Origin of the sequence: Microcystis sp. CS-574 (assembly GCF_028329095.1) — a bacterium.
GTDB lineage: Bacteria > Cyanobacteriota > Cyanobacteriia > Cyanobacteriales > Microcystaceae > Microcystis > Microcystis ichthyoblabe_A.
In genome coordinates this window covers 1-18,122 of record NZ_JAQMSY010000250.1, presented here as the reverse complement: position 1 = coordinate 18,122, position 18,122 = coordinate 1, and the positions used below count along the sequence as shown (strand labels likewise).

At 43.6% G+C, this 18,122-nt stretch carries 14 protein-coding genes; 6 read left to right on the top strand and 8 right to left on the bottom strand.

What is annotated here, in order from left to right; all coding sequences use genetic code 11:
• Positions 1 to 2 precede the first annotated feature (2 nt).
• From PN470_RS20435 to PN470_RS22440, 5 genes are all read right to left on the bottom strand, one after another.
• Positions 3 to 1,340 carry an AAA-like domain-containing protein gene (locus tag PN470_RS20435; RefSeq protein WP_271937049.1) on the bottom strand — a complete coding sequence of 446 codons (1,338 nt, stop codon included), beginning with the start codon at positions 1,338 to 1,340 and terminating at the stop codon, positions 3 to 5.
• A 446-nt stretch (positions 1,341 to 1,786) separates the two neighbouring features.
• Positions 1,787 to 2,998: a glycosyltransferase gene (locus PN470_RS20430; protein ID WP_271937051.1), complete on the bottom strand. Its 1,212-nt coding sequence runs from the start codon at positions 2,996 to 2,998 to the stop codon at positions 1,787 to 1,789.
• Positions 2,999 to 3,074: 76 nt separating this feature from the next.
• Positions 3,075 to 5,699: a methyl-accepting chemotaxis protein gene (locus PN470_RS20425; protein WP_272105010.1), complete on the bottom strand. Its 2,625-nt coding sequence runs from the start codon at positions 5,697 to 5,699 to the stop codon at positions 3,075 to 3,077.
• Between the two features lie 93 nt (positions 5,700 to 5,792).
• On the bottom strand, positions 5,793 to 6,323 hold the full coding sequence (locus tag PN470_RS20420) for a chemotaxis protein CheW (RefSeq protein ID WP_002747177.1): 531 nt from the start codon (positions 6,321 to 6,323) through the stop codon (positions 5,793 to 5,795).
• Positions 6,324 to 7,121: 798 nt separating this feature from the next.
• Positions 7,122 to 7,247, bottom strand: coding sequence for a DUF4388 domain-containing protein (locus tag PN470_RS22440; protein ID WP_080603235.1), 126 nt, complete (start codon positions 7,245 to 7,247; stop codon positions 7,122 to 7,124).
• A 664-nt stretch (positions 7,248 to 7,911) separates the two neighbouring features.
• On the opposite strand from PN470_RS22440, the gene hmpF reads away from it, so the two are divergent.
• From hmpF to PN470_RS20405, 3 genes are all read left to right on the top strand, one after another.
• Positions 7,912 to 9,537 carry a pilus motility taxis protein HmpF gene (gene hmpF, locus PN470_RS20415; RefSeq protein ID WP_271937056.1) on the top strand — a complete coding sequence of 542 codons (1,626 nt, stop codon included), beginning with the start codon at positions 7,912 to 7,914 and terminating at the stop codon, positions 9,535 to 9,537.
• A gap of 398 nt (positions 9,538 to 9,935) precedes the next feature.
• Positions 9,936 to 10,160 carry a hypothetical protein gene (locus tag PN470_RS20410; protein ID WP_271937058.1) on the top strand — a complete coding sequence of 75 codons (225 nt, stop codon included), beginning with the start codon at positions 9,936 to 9,938 and terminating at the stop codon, positions 10,158 to 10,160.
• A 269-nt stretch (positions 10,161 to 10,429) separates the two neighbouring features.
• Positions 10,430 to 11,239 (top strand): squalene/phytoene synthase family protein, encoded by an 810-nt coding sequence (locus PN470_RS20405; protein WP_002778818.1) that lies wholly within the window; start codon positions 10,430 to 10,432, stop codon positions 11,237 to 11,239.
• Positions 11,240 to 11,538: 299 nt separating this feature from the next.
• Here PN470_RS20405 and petD read toward each other — a convergent pair whose 3' ends face one another.
• Together petD and petB are read right to left on the bottom strand one after the other, a co-directional pair.
• Positions 11,539 to 12,021 carry a cytochrome b6-f complex subunit IV gene (petD, locus tag PN470_RS20400; protein ID WP_002738373.1) on the bottom strand — a complete coding sequence of 161 codons (483 nt, stop codon included), beginning with the start codon at positions 12,019 to 12,021 and terminating at the stop codon, positions 11,539 to 11,541.
• 51 nt (positions 12,022 to 12,072) lie between these two features.
• Positions 12,073 to 12,741 (bottom strand): cytochrome b6, encoded by a 669-nt coding sequence (gene petB / locus PN470_RS20395; RefSeq protein ID WP_002738970.1) that lies wholly within the window; start codon positions 12,739 to 12,741, stop codon positions 12,073 to 12,075.
• A gap of 238 nt (positions 12,742 to 12,979) precedes the next feature.
• On the opposite strand from petB, the gene PN470_RS20390 reads away from it, so the two are divergent.
• The 3 genes from PN470_RS20390 (at position 12,980) to PN470_RS20380 (ending at position 16,366) form a co-directional block, all read left to right on the top strand.
• A complete protein-coding gene (locus tag PN470_RS20390) occupies positions 12,980 to 14,416 on the top strand; it encodes a circularly permuted type 2 ATP-grasp protein (RefSeq protein WP_002751687.1) in 1,437 nt (478 codons plus the stop codon).
• 82 nt (positions 14,417 to 14,498) lie between these two features.
• Positions 14,499 to 15,500: an alpha-E domain-containing protein gene (locus PN470_RS20385; RefSeq protein WP_002751685.1), complete on the top strand. Its 1,002-nt coding sequence runs from the start codon at positions 14,499 to 14,501 to the stop codon at positions 15,498 to 15,500.
• The gene (locus tag PN470_RS20380) at positions 15,500 to 16,366 is read left to right on the top strand and encodes a transglutaminase family protein (RefSeq protein WP_103112706.1); all 867 of its coding nucleotides are present in this window, start codon (positions 15,500 to 15,502) and stop codon (positions 16,364 to 16,366) included. The genes PN470_RS20385 and PN470_RS20380 overlap by 1 nt, the downstream gene beginning before the upstream one ends.
• Positions 16,367 to 16,489: 123 nt before the next feature.
• On the opposite strand, the gene PN470_RS20375 is transcribed toward PN470_RS20380, so the two are convergent.
• Positions 16,490 to 18,122, bottom strand: a 1,633-nt coding sequence (locus tag PN470_RS20375) for a pentapeptide repeat-containing protein (RefSeq protein WP_272105009.1), incomplete at its 5' end; no start/stop codon positions are given.

The window sequence follows — 18,122 nt, the reverse complement described above, 5'->3', positions numbered from 1 at the left end:
ATTTATTCTGAACCAGTATATTGACTTCTAAAGTACTTTTGATACAACTGACAACTGACAATTGCTTTATTTTCTCTGAGTTTAATTAAACCCATACTATTAAGTTTATAAGCAATAATTGGATCGACTATCATTGGTTGATTCCCTTGACAAATCTGTTGAAAAATACCGGCAAGTTCGGGTTGTTTTTGTAAAGTGACCCAGTGAAGCTGTAAATGAGAGGAATAAATTCCCGTTGATGTAGTTGCTGATTTGATTAAATCTGGCATCGTGATTTGCTCTTGGCTAAGATGATAAATCGCTAAATGAATCAAGGCAGGATGTCCCCCCACTAAGTCGATCAATTGTTGAATTTCGTTGGTTGCTAATTCATTTAATTGATATTTTTTTGCCAATTCTGCCACTTGTTCTTGACCAAAACCCTGTAACTCTATGGGTAATCCCACATTAAAAGGAGACTGTTCTAATCGCAGAGAAACATAAGATTCTGTAGATTGAACAATAATTAAACGTAATTTCTGCCACAGGGGAGATCGCTTAGATTCTTCATAACAAGCTCTGATTAAAGGTAAAAAATCTTCTGCTACTTTCGGATGTTCAAAGACTCGATGCACTCCATCTAAAGCCAATACCAGTGGCTGTTTTATCTCTCGTAAAATATACTCTTCAAAATAAATTGTCCAACTCATTTTAATTCCTATATCTTCATCCCAATAATCATCTAATTTGGCTTCTAAATTCAACTGCCGAGCGCAATTACGGCAAATCCAGCGTAAGAACTTGTTAAAATTTGCTATAATATCTTGGTCTGCTTTTTGTAAATCTAAACTAACAATTTGATAACCGAATTGCTGTTGACAAGCCTCTAAAATTGTTAATAATAAAGACGTTTTCCCCCATTTGTTGGGAGCTTTAATGCGTACTAACGCCCCAGATTGTCCGATTTCCTCGATAATTTTTGCTTCAAGTTTTGTTCGTTTTAGATAATAATAAGAATTATAGGGAATAGGAGCATCGGGGTATTCTGGACGCTCATTTTGGAGATATTCCTGATCGCAATACTGAAGCGATGTGGAGTTGGTAAAATGAGATTGTAGTCTAGATAAAAAATTTTTCTTATTGATCGTTTGTCCGATCAGTTGCGAGACTCTATTATAGAGTCCTGGGGCAACTACATTGGCAAGATAGCCGCTACTATAACCATTTTCTTGGGCAATTTCTTGATAGTTCTTTTTCTGCCAAAGTCCTCGCAATAATAATTGTTCTGTGTCATTGAGACAGCGATTCTCAAGCTTGAGCAGTTGCCCATTAAGAATCTCTTGGATTTCCTCGAATTTCATTATTTTTGTCCAAGGTAAGAAGATTTGAAGAAATAGATTGTTTTATTTTCCAGTTCCGTTGCAGCCAGAAATATTGAATCTTGACATAACGGCACCGATTCAAAATAGAATTGGTATATTTGACAGACAAGCTGACGAGAACCAGTAACCGACAAAATTGTGCGATGGCAACACCGAGAGGGATTAATTTCCCCCCTTGCTAGGAAATTATAGCATTTCTTGTCAAGGTCAATTACACGGCAGCAATTATCTCTTGATAATTTCTATCAAAACCCCTAAGTCTTCAGCGTCTAACTTCTCGATAATCCTATCAAGAATTAATTCGCAAAAATCCTCACAGGAGTTGACTAGACAGGGTTTTAGCAATCAGATGTACTGCATTTAAACTGCTTATTCGCAATTTAAATGCAGTGGCTGCTCCCAATCTTGCCAACAACTCTGAACAGTTACTGTTCATCCTTCAATACACTTGCTCCCAAAGCTTTTAGGGTTTCTTGCAGCATTTCAGCGCGAGATACATTACCCTGATCTTTCAATAATTGTAGGCCTTTTTGCCAAATCTCGATCGCCTCATTATAACTACCGAAAACTATATAAGCCACCCCTAGATTTTGGTAAATAGTGGGATTATCGGGGTTTAACTTGAGAGCTTTTTTATAAGCTTTAATCGATTCTGGTAGCCGGTGCAGTTGTTTGAGAACCAGTCCTAAATTATAGTAACCATCGGCATAGCTAGGATCAATTTCTACGGTTTTCTCAAAGACAGATAAGGCAGCTTCGTATTTTTCTGCTTCGTACAATAACCCACCGAAATTATTATAAGCACCCAGTTTTAATTTATCTAAAATTGGCTGCTTAATCGCTTTAACAAAATGATCGCCTGATTGCTTAAATTCCTCCACTGAATAATAATAATTAGCGAGATGATAATATAACTCGTATAAAATATGTGGATTAGAGCCATGGCATTTTAAACCATGTTTGAGCAGCTTAAAACCCTCTTTATCCCTGCCAATCTTCAGATATAACCCTCCCAATTTACTACACACATAGGGATCGTGGGGATGTTGTTGATAAAAGCCCTCCATCGCTTTTCTTGCCCGTTCAAACTTATCTAGGCTGGCTATTTTATCGACGGTGTAACCGTAGTGAAAGATCGCAATTTCTGGCAGTTCAACTATTTTCCAACCCGGTTCTTTTTTTAATAAAATAGCCACATTATCATCAATAATTGAGTGATAGGGACGGGTAAAAGTGACTTGAGGATGTCGGCGAAATAGCCGCGAAATTAGAGAATAGGGTGATTGTATGGCTCCGATTTCATGGCGGATTAAATTAATAACTAAATTTTCCTCTTTTTCCATAGCCTGACGCATTTTCGGTACGATAGCGGGATTTAATTCCTCATCGGCATCAAGAACTAAAATCCAATCACCAGTAACATATTTTAAAGCCTCATTTCTGGCATCGGAAAAATTACCCTGCCAATCGTAGCTAGGAACTATAGCACCGTAACTTTGAGCAATAGCAATCGTATCATCGGTTGAACCCGTATCCATAACGATCATCTCATCCACCACCTCTTTAACGCTATCCAAACAGCGCCGGAGATTTTCGGCTTCATTTTTGACAATCATGCAGAGACTAAGTTTAGGCATAACTTTACCAACTTTAGCGGTTAATCTTGAGCGATAGCAGCTGATCAATAACCCACTGATTACCACTCATCGATTATTAATTATCTTCCGAGTCTATCTTAAACCTTTCTACCGAAGAAAGCAGCTCCCGAGAGATACTCACTAATTTTTGCAAAGAACCCGCCATCTGTTGAGATTCTTGGGAAGTTTCCTGAGCGGTTAACTCCACCGACTGCATAACTTGGGCGACATTGAGGGAATTTTCCCGTTGTTTGACCGTATCGGCGGTAATCGATCGCACCAGCGTATCGATGCGGTTAGAAACTTGGATAATATCTTCTAGGGACTTCTTGGCCTGTTCCGAGCGCTCGGTGACATCGATAACCTGTTGAATCCCTTCCTCCATTGCCATCATTACCGAACCCGTTTCCGATTGAATCTGTAAAACGATCTGTTCAATTTCCTTAAGAGATTTAGCCGATCTATAGGCTAACTGACGTACCTCATCGGCCACCACCGCAAAACCGCGGCCTGCATCTCCTGCTCGCGCCGCTTGAATCGAGGCATTAAGAGCCAATAAATTGGTTCGCGAGGCAATCTGAGAGACTACTGCGACAATTTTCGAGATTTCCTGGGAAGCTTCTGCCAAACGCTTGACTTTTCGCGCCGTTTCTGATACCGTGTCGCGGATTTGCAGAATTCCCGCCACGGTTCTTTCCACGGAATCGCCCCCCTTGAGAGCGGTAATTGAGGAAGTGCGGGCGACTTCTTCGGCTTCTCTGGCGTTTTCTGCCACCCTTTGAATTGAGTCGGTCATCATCTGTACCGAATTAAGGGTGACGGCCAACTCCTCCGCCATCCGCAGGGCATCGCTAGACTGATTGCGGGCGAAAGATTCACTATTGGTACTGGCTTGATTCACCTGTTTTGCCGCTTTTTTCACCTGTCGGACAATTTCGCGCAGGTTTTGGATCGTCAAATTAAAAGCATCGGCCACCGCCCCTAAAACATCCGCACTTACCTCCGCTTCCACTGTCAGATCCCCCCGAGCCGCTCCTTCCACATCATCGAGAAGTCGAATCACTTGCCTTTGTAGATTTTTCCGTTCCCGTTCCGTTTCGGCGGCGCGGCCTTGGGCCAAGGTGGTGATAGTTGCCACCACCTGGGCCATCTGATTGAAACGATTGGCCAGTTGACCAAATTCATCTTCCGAGTAGATCGTCGCTTTAGCGTTAAAATTGCCTTCCGAAAGATGATCGAATTGGCTTTGCAAATCGTCGAGACTGCGCTTAATTTGACTAATTAGCAACTGTAAACCTAGCCAAGTTAGGGCAAAGGTTCCCAATCCAGTTAATAACATCATTGCTGGTTTCGGTTGACTCCAAGGAGAAAGGCTGGCTGGTGCTGGTGGTATTGGGGCTGGTTTGGGGGCAACTTTTGCAGAAAGCCAAGAGGTGGTGCTAACGGCAAAAATTAACACCACTGGGGTAATACCCGCTAAAGCCGCTAAAATTAGTTGCTTTTTGCCCAAAGAAGCATTGACAAAAAAGGCTAATTTGCCCGGATTGACTTCCACCACTGGCCCGATCAGGCGCTCGGAAACAGGGCCAAGATGACTATCTCTTTTGTCATCGGGGATTTCTAGACGAGAAGGATGAAAACTAGACTCTCCCACAGCAGAACTGGCATTAAGGCTCGCCCTGGGTTCGGGGACAAAACCAGCAGTTAAAGCTTCCTCTCCCGAACCGGTAAATAGCTCCGATTCCCCCAGTTCTTCGCCTATATCCGTCAGACGCAGTTGGGAAAAACCGTCTAAATCCTCATCATTGAGTTTTGGTTCTCTAAAATCTCTGGCTTCGTCTTCCTCGTATCTTTTTTGAGTCACTCTGCCCTGATTAAGGTCAGTTTTCGCCGCTTGTCGGCGGGGCAGTTCCGGGTCAATGGCAAAAGTGCTTGTTTCTGGGGCATCGGCATAGGATAACTCCTGATCTCGACCGGTGACGGGATTTTCCCGCCAGTCAGCCGTAAAAGTGGCTTCTCCCGTTGATCCTAACCCACCGCCCCACCCTTCCTGCAGCGGGTCAATCTCCGCTGCTTCCAAAAAGGGGAAAGGGGGTTCTCCATCCGCAGAATCCCCGGACCACTGGGAACCGTGAGAGCCTGAACCAGCCAGGATAAGGGAACTAAAGGCGGTTGCCTCGGATTCCCCAAAATCATCGCCATAGGAATCGACTGTACCCGCCGTAGGCTCTCCGAAATCCTCGTCATTGAAAAGACCACTATCCCAGTCCACTACCTCCTGTTGTCGCTCGATAGCAGCCGCTTGCGACCCCCCGGACAAAGAATTGCTGAAACCTTGACTGGGATCGAAACCTGCCTCGCTGTAGGCAATGCTTTCCGCAGCGGCGATCATAAAATCTCCATTCTCGGCTTCAAAACGCGATTGCTGAATCTGATCGAGACCCCGTCGAGCATAATCTACCAGCTCAAAGAAATTGGCAGAATTTTTGGCCAATTCCAGCACTTTTTCGTAACGTCCCTCGGCCAAGCTGTATTGTTGTAGTCCGACATAAATGTGTCCCTGTAAAAGGATGACGTTGGCATCATCGGGATACTTGCTGATCATTTCTTTGACAATGACGGCGGCATCCTCAAGGTTGCCCTGGCAATAGGCGGTGTTCGCCTTGCCATAGAGTTTTGCATATTCTTTCCCTGACGGCATTTGCCCCTCCCCTAGTAAAGATAAAGTGGTGAAGTAGTTAGTAGTTTCAAGAAATAATTACTATAAATGCTATTCTGCTATTTTTTTGAGGTTTTAAGCCGCCCAACGGCTAGAACGGAGTATGCCCAGATGATCGAGTAGTCTTAAGGTTTTTTTTGATTCTTGGCCCAGAATCCACTCTCCCCGCACATAGGGGGCGATCTGATCGGGAATACTGACGACACTACCTAGTTTATCTGGGTCGAGCCATTTCATATCTCCCAAACGTTGCACCGCTAAACCGAGGATCGTTTCCTGTTCTTCAATCACAATTACAGGGATTTCGGCTCGATCGGTGTTTAAGGGGCTGCTATCCCCCAAAAATTGCCCGATATCCGCCACCCAGATCACTTGACCCCGAAGATTGATCGTGCCGAGAAGCAAGGGTGAAGCATTGGGAATGGGGGTAATGCGATCGACTGGTTGCTGCATCACCTCGCGAATACCCACGGAACTAAGGGCAAACTCGTCCTGAGAGGGTAGATAAAATCGCAAGTACAGTTCACCGACGGGAGTTTCTAATTCCTGAGTGTCGGGGGCGGTATTTTGAGCGTCACCAGTAAAAAAATCGGTATCGTTAAGCATTTGTTTTGTTCTCCTGTAAGTAGGGTTTGCTGAAAAAGTTTGTTGGTGGGGTTAGTAGCCGGTCGTCAGTAGCCGGTCGTTTCAGGCTTTGTTGCCCTCTTTTTTTGTACCAGCTTATGTACTATAAAAAGGATAATGCAAGGTTTTTGAATGTCCCAATCCTATATTCTTGTACTAACATCGGATTTTAACAGGTCAAAAGTCTTATTTTAAAAGGGTTTTACCATTATTCAGCAAGCCTTAAGTAATATTTGGGGCGGCGTTTTTAGCTATCTCGACCTATACCATGACTAGACTGTCCCTGGTGAAGGCGATTTTATCGGCGCAGCAGTTGTTTAACGATGCAAATGAACTCAATCGGTTCAAAGGGTTTGACAATGTAGGCATCGGCTCCGATTTTCGGTTCTTCCGAACTTACACTGTAGAAAATTCCTCAAGCTCCCTCTCTGCACAGCAAGGCTCTAAAGTTGATAAATATCAATTTAACAAAAACTCAAAGCCTTAGTGTACAAGCTTTACAAGCATGAGTTGTTGATAGTTTTACATGACAGGTTCGGTAGAACCCGATTTTCATGCCCTCTCAACCAGCAGTCATAACTCATTTTCGCTCAAAGGTTTGCTTAAATAATCGGTTGCCTCCACCATTTTGGCTTTTACCCTTGCCAGTGGCCTCCCCCTTGACTGGTTAAACCGTCGAGTTTTGGTAGGGCGATATCCCAGAGAATGAGAGCAGCTTCGATCACTATAGCCTGAGCGAGAGCTTCTTAGGGAAAAGATCCCAGGAATAGTTGGAATTTTCTAAAATACTCTCGACTTTTTCACCAATACTAAGATCGTCATCAATAGTTCTCCGGTTCTTTGTCCTAGTTCAATCAATTGTAAAATACTGGGAATGTCAATCTCATTGAAGCTTCCTTGCCTAATTTCTCGGAATCTCCCCCACTAGACGCTATTTCTTTTAGTCTAGAATAACCTAGAGCAGTTATCTTAATGGTGAGGTACGAAGTCTCTGGTCTTGGGCAATACTGGAAGAGGAGGTGTTAGTCTGGAGATGATGCCAAGTCTCGTCATACTTCATCTTGAGAAGAAACGCTGTCTTCCTTGCTCTTGTCACTAATAATAAATCTGATAAGCTAATTATGTAAGATATTTTTCAGTAAGCTTTGCTGCATTTAAACTAGCTTTGGCAATTTTCAGTACAAAAGGTCTAGCTTTCTATCCTTGCCTCTCGCTCTCACGCCGTCTTAAACGATAATTTAGATGTGTGGTCAGCTTATTCAAACTGCAGCCAGAGGTAAAAGGGGTCAGAAAACATCAGCCGATTTATGAGATTGACTGCCAAATTTTTTGAGCCTAGGTCAGTAAATTGGTGCTTAAAAATCTTCAAAAATTTAAAATTTTCCAGTGGGTAAGAGGAAAAATTGAGGACAAATGTATGTCTCAAAAAGAAAAACTTGAATAATAGAAATTAAAAATTTTTTGGCAGCCGATCGGTACACTGAAACTATAGACAGGCCGCTCCTAGCCTCGATCACCAACTCTCTCTAAAACCAATTACAAAAACTTTCATCACACAGGAAGACTAATCGTGCTATACCTTGCAGAAGTAAAAAAACAGACTAGAGGTTTTATCAGTGGTTACAAAACCGAATTGAAACTATTGGCCTGTCAGCATAAAGATCAGACGTGGAGTGCCATAGCGGGAAACGATATTTTAACCTACGACGAAACTAACTCCATAGGAGAAGGTGCGCTTCTCTTGGTGAATTTGAGCGATAATCGTCAACTGCAAGGAAAACCGGAATTAGCGGGAGCGGAGATCGTGCGACAACTGCAAAAGATTTCCCGTTTGATCGAACGCAATAAGGAAGATCAAGAGAAAATCGCTCAGTGGAAACAATCCCTCACCTATCAAAGCGAGATTCTCAACCGCCAGAAAATGGAAATGGAGGAAAGAATTGAGCAAATTGAGCGCATAGAAGTAGAATTCGATTATTTAGAGCGCAAAAGACAAGAACTGGAAAACCTAAAACAACAATTGATAGAGCAACAGCGACACCTGGAAGAAGAACAAATAAATTTCAACTCCTTCCCCAATCTTTCCCCAGAGCAACAACAATTTATTCGCTCTCTAGCGGAGAGTTTAGCCAATAATCACGATCTGGGTAATTCTCCCTCACAAATTCTCTATTCAACTCTTGAATCTGTGCAGGGACAACAGACAATTTTAAATAGTTGTTGGCAAAGTTTAGAGGAGCAGAAAAAAGCTGTAGAAAATCGCCAGGTCGTCAACGAACAAATGCTCAATCATCTCAAACAAAGAGCCGGGGAATTAAAGATAAGTCGCAGTGTTTTGGAAACAACGAAAATACAACTACAAATACAAGAAACTGTTCTGAGTCAAAAACAGGAATTATTCGAGCACCTTAACCTCACCCTACAAACCACTGATTCTACTCGACAAATGCTCCTTCGTCTCGCCCAAGCAGCAGACCTAGATTTTGATGGTAAAATCGATCTAGAAGCTCTTGAAAAAATGCCTTTAGAAAAATTGGAGAGCTTAGTTAACAATTTACAAACAGACCTCGATCGCTTGGAAATTTTTGTCAACGACCAAGAGGAAGAATTAACTCTCCAATCTCAAACCGTGGAAGAATTAGAGGCAAGAATGGCCACAATAGATGAATCCCAGCGAGCTAATTTAGAGGCGGAATTAGCCGAGGAACAGGAGAGAAAAGGAATGCTGGCAGAAACTTTGTTCGGACAAAGACGGAATCTTCGGGAAAGGCAAGCTATTTGCTCTCAACATCTGAAAATTCTGCAACGCAGACAGGGAATTTTATCCCCAGAAGATGCCCAAAAATGTAGCTTTGAACCAGTGTTAATTCTCCTGGAGGATAGTTATCAAAATAATCTCCAAGAAAGTCAACGTTTAGCCGCAGAAATCAAGGAGCTACAAGAGGATTTACAAAAAAACAGAGATACTATTGATGAGCAATGGTCGGATTTAGAGCAAAAAACTCGTGAATTTGAAGAACAGGAGCGACAATGGCGCGATGCTAATCTGGCATTAGTGCGTTTAAAAACTCAGATGCAACAGTACGAAACTTTCCTGCAACCCGTGCAGGATCATCTCGATCAAATCCATCAAAAACTAGAAAATATCTCCCATTGGTTTATACCTATGGAATCTAATGTTATTGCATATCATTAAGCTATTAACAGTTAGGCTTAATTAGGGTTTCTGAACAAATAATACAGGGTAATTCAGAAAAAGATTTCTCCCTTCTTGCCGATAACTTTTATAGCTTTTTATCTATGGATAAAATAATTTAGATCAATTTAACTCTAGGTTAGATGTGATATAGACTAGGACTAGTAATTTATACTCAGATAGCTATGAGACAATCCGATCGAGAAATAATGATTTTAGCGGCTGTGGCCTCCCTCTTAGCGGTGGTGGCGGAAGTAGCGATCGCTTTTTAGATAAAAAAAACTGATTTATGGGGTTAAATTCTGCCAAAATTGACAATCAATGCCGAGGAAAGATATCGATAGAATGCTTGTGACAGGGGCAGCAATTGCGATCGCCTCGATGAGCGAAATTAAAGCATGAATATTAGTGTAACCGGTCAGGTAAAAAGAATCGAAATAGGCACGGGAACTTGGGCATTAATTGCCGATAACGGTCAAACCTACGAATTAATGGAACCGACCGCCGAATTAATCCAAACAAGGGCAAAAGTGACAGTTATAGGTCAAATTCGCTCGGATGTGATGACTCTGGCCATGATCGGGCCAATTTTACAAGTGACCTCCTTTCAATCCCTGCCATGAAGCCGCAAAATACTGCTTAAAAACTGGCAAAAACCGCTTTTTAAGCCTGTAATCTCGAAAAATTGCCGTAATTGTCCCTCAGCTATACGAGAAAGAAAAATTGTCAAGAAGACCCTAATGGTTGATTTTTTCGAGAATAATCGGGAAATTTTGAATAATCATACTACAATAGACAGCAACTTTGTCTTAGGAACATCGGAATCACCTAAACCGATCTATCTGATTGGTTTAACTCGTAGTTACCTAAGTTGGCGTGAGGAGTGGACTGAATGAATTTGCGCGATAATGCTTTAACGATTCTGCAAGAAACGAGTCGAACTTTTTATATTCCCATAAGTCGTTTACCGGATCGTCTGCTCGAGGCAGTAGCCTCAGCTTATCTCTGTATGAGGGCGATCGATGAAGTAGAAGACCATCCCGACCTAGATAACTTCAGTAAAGCCCAGATATTAAGACAAATTAGCCTGAATTTACAAGCAGGTACCCAAAATTCTACCAAAGAGGATTTTACTTTTGGCTTAGTCCATCGGGAGATTTTGCCGGAAGTCACCCTGAGAATTGGCGAATGGGCAATGTTAGCACCGGATTCGATCGCCCCCCGGGTTTGGGATGCCACGGCGGCCATGGCTGATCGCATGGCCTACTGGGCCGGGAATAACTGGGATATTCGCACAGAAGTGCAATTAGATCAATATACCTTTAGTGTGGCCGGTGCCGTGGGTTTATTGCTGTCTGACCTCTGGAATTGGTACGACGGCACTCAAACTAATCGCAGTTATGCCATCGGTTTTGGTCGGGGTTTACAAGCGGTTAATATTGCCCGCAACCATGGCGAGGATCTGCGCCGGGGGGTAAGTTTTCTGCCCCAGGGTTGGACAATTAGTGATATTCATAATTATGCCCGTCGTAATCTGAAATTAGCCGATTATTACACTCAATCGCTGCCCCAAGGGCCAGCACTCGATTTTTGTAAGATTCCCCTCGCTTTAGCCCATGGCACTCTCGAAGTCCTAGCGTTAGGTAAGGAAAAACTCAGCCGCAGCGATGTCATCGCTTTGGTACAACAAATTACCCGTTAGAGGAAATCACAATTAGGTTTGGCTGAATAAATCTAAAAACCTTGTTGGGTAAGACTTTTAGACTTTTTGTCAATCAAAAAGTACCGGACTGGGAGTGATCAGGGGGAAAATCCCTGGACTTTTTCCCTGAAAATTAGGTAGTTGACCACCTGAAAATCGGTAAAACCCTACACCCCACACCCCACACCCTGCCCCCAAGAAAAACTTTTTGCCGCAAACCCCAATTAAAATTGCCCACGATCGCTCTTCCAAAGTCAGGAATCACAAGCGTGGGCAAAAAACTGCCGGAGTTCAGTAACTTAGAACAAACCGAGAGTTAAAGATATATCGATGGGGAAAGTGGCACCAATACCTAACCAGATCGTGACCACAGTACCAAATAGGAAGATAGCGGTAGCGACGGGACGACGGAAAGGATTTTGGAATTTATTGACGCTTTCAATAAAGGGAACTAACATCAAGCCTAGGGGAACGCCGGCCATGCAAGCGATACCTAAGAGTTTGTTAGGAAGAATACGGAGAATTTGGAAAACGGGATAAAGATACCACTCTGGCAGAATTTCTAAGGGAGTAGCGAAAGGATCGGCAGGTTCACCGATCATGGTGGGATCCATAATCGCTAAACCGGTGCAGAGTCCGATCGTACCAAAGATAACCACCGGGAAGACATAGAGCAGATCGTTAGGCCAAGCGGGTTCACCGTAGTAGTTGTGACCCATCCCTTTAGCCAACTTAGCGCGCAGAGCGGGATCGCTGAGATCGGGCTTTTTTAATGTGGACATGGATAATGTCTCCTAAAAATGATTTCGGATCGACAGAGATATTTTTCTGAATTATAGAGGCCCAGAAATGCCTTGTTTACGGATCATCAAGAAATGTAGCAACATGAAGACCGCGATCGACCAGGGTAGTACAAAGGTATGTAAGCTGTAGAAACGGGTTAAAGTTGCTTGACCGACGCTTTCGCTACCGCGCATCAGGGTGACGAGTTGATCACCGACGACGGGAATAGCAGCAGGTACACCGGAAACAATTTTAACCGCCCAGTAACCCACCTGATCCCAGGGTAAGGAGTAACCGGTGACACCGAAGCTAACGGTGATTACGGCCAGGACAACCCCAGTTACCCAGGTTAATTCGCGAGGTTTTTTGAATCCACCGGTCAGGTAAACGCGGAAAACGTGCAGGATCATCATTAAGACCATCATACTGGCGGACCAGCGATGGATAGAACGAATTAACCAGCCAAAGTTAACTTCGTTCATGATGTACTGTACGGAGGAGAGGGCCTCTGCTACAGTGGGTTTGTAGTAGAAGGTCATGGCGAAACCAGTGGCAAACTGGATCACGAAGCACACAAGGGTGATGCCACCCAGACAGTAGAAGATATTGACGTGAGGGGGAACGTATTTGGTGCTGATATCATCAGCGATCCCTTGAATTTCTAAGCGTTCCTCAAACCATTGATAGGCTTTAGAATCCGTTACTTGTTTGGTAAACATCGCGTAACCAGTAAGAAAAATGAAAGATTTAATGTGTGACCTTTAAAAAATGTAACACAGTTTTCAGGTCTAATTCTCGCTCCGGTCAGGTTTCTCCACCGGTGGGGATCGATTGGCGATCGCTAGGGACGAAAAACGGCTAACTTCCTAAAATTTCCCTTAAAATGTCTCCTAGACTACAAAAAATCAGGCCAATTGTCCGACACTGGGAATAGGTAAGGTATGAAATGAGGTCAGCGTGCTATTAAATACCTACGATCCCGAAGGCTTCTACGACGAACTATTCTTAGATGATGGTCAACCTCGTCCCCACTCGTCCCCTTTAATCAAATGGTTGCAGAATCTGCCACCCCTAGAACTTCAACAACACCGGGAAACGGCTCAGTCGGCCCTGTTTGAATTGGGGGTGACTTTCAATGTCTATAGCGACAATCAAGGGGTGGAAAAAATCTTTCCTTTTGATATTATTCCCCGAATTGTCTCGGCTGAGGACTGGGATTATTTAGAAAGAGGACTGAAACAACGCATCAAAGCTCTCAATCTTTTTCTCTCCGATATCTACAATGACCAGTTAATCATTAAAGATGGTATTATTCCCCCCGAATTAATCGCCTCGGCGACGGGATTTCTGAAACCCTGTGTGGGACTGAAACCCGCCGGAGGTATCTGGTGTCACATCACGGGAACCGATTTAGTCCGCGATAAAGATGGTCAATGGTACGTTTTAGAGGATAATTTGCGGGTTCCTTCCGGTATTTCCTATGTCCTCGAAAATCGTCGGGTAATGAAAAGCACTTTCCCCGATATTTTCCAGACAATGAATGTTAAACCGGTGGATGATTATCCTTCCCATCTGTTGGAAACTCTCCTCAATTTAGCCCCAGCCCAATTACCTAATCCCACCGTGGTGGTTTTAACCCCCGGAACCTATAATTCTGCCTACTTTGAACATTCTTTTATTGCCCAACAAATGGGGGTAGAATTAGTGGAAGGGCGTGATTTAGTCGTCTTTGATGGTTATCTACAAATGAAAACCACCAAGGGATTAAGACGGGTAGATGTGGTCTATCGTCGCCTCGATGATGACTTTTTAGATCCGGCGGTTTTTCGTCCCGATTCGATGTTAGGTGTACCCGGATTATTAAAAGTTTTCCAGGAAGGTCGCGTCGCTTTAGCTAATGCCCCGGGTACGGGAGTCGCCGATGATAAGGTTATTTATGCTTTTGTCCCCGATATGATTCGTTATTATCTGGGAGAAGAAGCGATTTTAAATAACGTTCCTACCTATCTTTGTTGGCGAGAAAAGGACTTAGATTATGTCTTAAATAATCTCGATAAATTAGTTGTGAAAGCCGCTAATGAGTCGGGAGGTTATGGGATGTTAGTCGGTTCTCAAGCTACCCCCGAACAAAGGGCAGAATTTGCCCCACGCATTGCTGCTAATCCCCGCAATTATATCGCTCAACCGGTGTTAAGTCTTTCTAGGGTTCCCACTTTAATTGACACGGAAGTTGAAGGTCGTCATGTGGATTTACGTCCCTATATTCTCCATCGTGGCGATGAAATTTATGTGCATCCCGGGGGGTTAACTCGCGTGGCTTTGAAAAAGGGTTCTTTAGTGGTTAATTCTTCTCAAGGTGGTGGCAGTAAAGACACTTGGGTTTTAACCAAGTAATCAGGACAATAATCAAAATTTTGGTGGGTTACTAACCCACCCTACCCTTTTCTTTTTCCTTTTCACTTTTTCCCAGTTAATTATGCTTAGTAGAGTTGCTGATTCAATTTATTGGTTAAATCGCTATATTGAACGGGCAGAAAATGTCGCCCGGTTTATGGATGTTAATCTTAATTTAATGTTAGATGTACCTACCAGCGTTTTGCAACAGTGGGAACCTTTGGTTTTAACCACGGGAGATTTAGAACAATTCAAGAAACGTTACGGCACAGCCACCGCAGAAAATGTGATCAATTTCTTGACATTTGACACGGAATATAGTAACTCAATTATCTCTTGTTTGCGCTGGGCCAGAGAAAATGCTCGGTCAGTTCGCGAGATTATTTCTTCGGAAATGTGGGAACAGGTTAATGGTTTTTTCTTGATGGTAAAAGATGCTTCCTCTTACCATCCTCAAACTACTTTACCGAACTTTTTTACCCAAGTTAAATTAGCTAGTCACCGTTTTGCGGGGGTAATGGATGCAACGATGACTCATAATGAAGGTTGGCATTTTGGCGTTATGGGAAGATTACAGGAACGCGCCGATAAAACCGCCAGAATTCTTGATGTTAAATACTATTATCTCTTACCTTCCGCTCAATGGGTAGGAACTTCTCTAGACCAAATTCAATGGATTGCTTTACTGCGGTCGGTGAGTGCCTACGAAATGTATCGTAAATGTCAACGACGGATTACTCCTAGTGACGTGGCTGAATTTTTAATTCTTAATCGAGAATTTCCTCGTTCAATTCACTTTTGTCTGCGGGAATTAGACCACTGTTTACATCAAGTTACCGGTACTCCTGTAGGAACTTGGGGCAATTCAGTAGAAAGAAGTTTAGGGCGACTTTGTGCCGAAATGAGTTATCTAACTATCGAGGATGTTATTGAAATGGGATTGCATGAATTCCTCGACCATATTCAAAAAAGAGTTAATGATGTGGGAATAAAAATGACAGAAACTTTCTTTGTTTTTAATCCCGAACTTGCCTCACCTCTGCCAGTAAATAACTTTCAATATCAATCCCAATTAACAACTTAATGCGTTATCACATTCGGCATCAAACCAACTATTTCTATAATCAACCCGTGATTTTATCGCCTCATCTGCTGCGCTTGCGGCCAAAATCCGATGGTGGGCAAACTTTGCGAGAGTTCACGCTCAAAATTAACCCAGAACCTTTAACAATAACTAATATTATCGACCTCGATGGTAATTCTTGTTTACAAATTTGGTTTAATCAACCGACGGAAGAATTATTGATTGATGTGGTCAGTGAAGTGGAAACCCATGGGGTTAATCCTTTTCAGTATTTGTTGGAACCTTGGGCGACCTGTTTACCCTTTGATTATCCTATTTCTCTCCACAGTCAATTACAACCCTACAGACAATTCTATGGGTTAAATAATGACCCTGATATGGCAGCATTAGCCCAAGAAATTATGCAGGAAACCGAAGGACAGGTGCTATCTTTCCTGTTTAATCTTAATGACAAAATTTACCGAAATTGTCAGCAAATTATTCGTATTACTGGGGAACCCTATCTACCCGGAAACACTTGGAAAAATAAGCAGGGTTCCTGTCGCGATTTTGTGGTTTTATTTATGGATGTGTGTCGCTGTGTGGGATTAGCTTCCCGTTTTGTCAGTGGCTATCAAGAAGGAGATTTAGACCAAGAAGAAAGACATTTACACGCTTGGGTAGAGGTGTATTTGCCGGGGGGCGGCTGGAAAGGTTATGATCCTAGCCATGGATTAGCGGTGAGTGACCGTCATATTAGCCTCGTTTCTAGTCCAATTCCCCGTTATTGCGCGCCGGTAGAGGGAAATGCTCGACCTGTTAGTCTCGGTCATCAAGTGATAGAATCTCAGCTATCATCGACAATTGCCATCGATTTGTTATCTTGAGGGTGATTCTTTATTGGAGTTACTAATATGTTAGAAATGGCGCAAGTTTGGACTAAAAAAAAGTGCGGCAAGTCGATGCTATAGCCCTAACTAGAACTGCGCTAAAGCGCAACTACAAACCTATCAGAAGCCTAATGTTTTCAAAATTATCGGTAAGGCTGTTTGACAGGCTTGGGCAAGTTTGCTGGCAGGTTCCAAAGCTTTAGCAATTGTTTCGAGAAAATTAACTGCTCGTTGGGCTTTCTTTTGCAGTCCGGCATCATCAGGATTTTGACTAGCTTGGGCAATCTTTTTCACTTGATTGGCGGCTTCGGCTTTTTCTTCTTCATCTAAATGGCTGTCAATTTCAATCGCCTGGGTTAGTTCTTGCAGTAAAGCTTTAAGTTGGGCATTTTCTGGGGAAGCATCGGCTGCAATTTGGTTAATGGTATTGGTTACATCGCCGATGATTTCGCCGAAATTGACGGCAGAATTATTAATATCGCGGATGGTAATATTTGGGGAACTGTCGTTACTATTGCTCATGGCTTTTGCCTCTACATGGATGGGACGGTTGGCGAGGGTTTTGGTAATTTCCATCATATCAACACTTTGTTGGCGATAGATGGCAATTTCCGTCTCTTTGGCGGTGAGTTGTGCCTTATATTGGGCTTCGATGGCTGCGAGTTGTAGTTGATAATTTTGGTTAAATTCTTGGTGAATTTTCTCTTTATCAGTATCGGGCGGTACATGGACTTTTACCACTATCACGCCATCTCCTTTATTGGCAATGCTCTGTATCTGAAGCGGCGTATCTTCATTCTGCACTTGTACTTCTTTTAAGGCAGCAATGAAAGCTTTCCAATCTACCCCATTGCGGAAAATCAGGTCAACAGTGTCGAACATTTCGGCAAATAATTTAGTAAATTCGCCCGGTTGAAATTCGCCACTACTGGGGCGGCGCTCTTTCTGCCCATTAAGCAAGTAAATATACTGGCAGTCCACCTCATCCAGTTGGGTGGTGGCATCAATATTCCAATTTTCCACGCAAGCACCCGTCAGGGTAGCATGGCGCAAATCTGCATTGACGGCGTTGACTTCGGTGAGGTTTGCCCCCGCAAGGTTGGCGTATTGCAAGCTGGCTTCACTGATATTCGCTAGGCGCAAGTTGGCAGCTTGCAGGTTTGCCCCCTCCAGGTATGCCCCCCGTAAATTGGCTTGGGCAAAGTCTTTTCCGCTTCCGGTGCGGGAATCAATCAGAAATTCCCTAACCCGGGGATTGGCTAATAAGGTATTGCCGGGGCGGGCTAATTCCAATTTAATTGCTTGTTTAAAAATTGTTTTATTCAAGATTGCCTGATTAAAATTGGTACTTTTTAAGGTGGCTCCTGTAAAATCCGCCTCGGTTAAATTGGCTTGAAAAAAGGATGTGCCACCAATAGCAGCAAAGGCTATCACAATTTTACGCAACCAAGGATCGCGGAGTTCTTGTTTAAGGGTCAACCAACCGAGCCAACAGAAAAGTAATGTCAAGGCTCCGGCTACGGCTCTGGCTACGGCTCCGGCTACGGCTCCGGCTCCGGCTCCGGATACGGCTCCGGCTCCGGCTCCGGATACGGCATCCTCTCCGGCTGAGGCTACGGCTAGGGCTACGGCTCTGGCTACGGCTACGGCTACGGCTACGGCTCCGGCTCCGGCTCCGGCTCCGGCTACGGCTAGGGCTACGGCTACGGCTCCGGCTCCGGCTCCGGCTACGGCTAGGGCTACGGCTAGGGCT

Excerpts from the sequence above, each read along its gene's own strand:
- PN470_RS20435 (WP_271937049.1), bottom strand. The coding sequence starts at position 1,340 with ATGAAATTCGAGGAAATCCAAGAGATTCTTAATGGGCAACTGCTCAAG.
- PN470_RS20430 (WP_271937051.1), bottom strand. The coding sequence starts at position 2,998 with ATGCCTAAACTTAGTCTCTGCATGATTGTCAAAAATGAAGCCGAAAAT.
- PN470_RS20425 (WP_272105010.1), bottom strand. The coding sequence starts at position 5,699 with ATGCCGTCAGGGAAAGAATATGCAAAACTCTATGGCAAGGCGAACACC.
- PN470_RS20420 (WP_002747177.1), bottom strand. The coding sequence starts at position 6,323 with ATGCTTAACGATACCGATTTTTTTACTGGTGACGCTCAAAATACCGCC.
- PN470_RS20410 (WP_271937058.1), top strand. The coding sequence starts at position 9,936 with ATGAATATTAGTGTAACCGGTCAGGTAAAAAGAATCGAAATAGGCACG.
- PN470_RS20405 (WP_002778818.1), top strand. The coding sequence starts at position 10,430 with ATGAATTTGCGCGATAATGCTTTAACGATTCTGCAAGAAACGAGTCGA.
- petD (WP_002738373.1), bottom strand. The coding sequence starts at position 12,021 with ATGTCCACATTAAAAAAGCCCGATCTCAGCGATCCCGCTCTGCGCGCT.
- petB (WP_002738970.1), bottom strand. The coding sequence starts at position 12,741 with ATGTTTACCAAACAAGTAACGGATTCTAAAGCCTATCAATGGTTTGAG.
- PN470_RS20385 (WP_002751685.1), top strand. The coding sequence starts at position 14,499 with ATGCTTAGTAGAGTTGCTGATTCAATTTATTGGTTAAATCGCTATATT.
- PN470_RS20380 (WP_103112706.1), top strand. The coding sequence starts at position 15,500 with ATGCGTTATCACATTCGGCATCAAACCAACTATTTCTATAATCAACCC.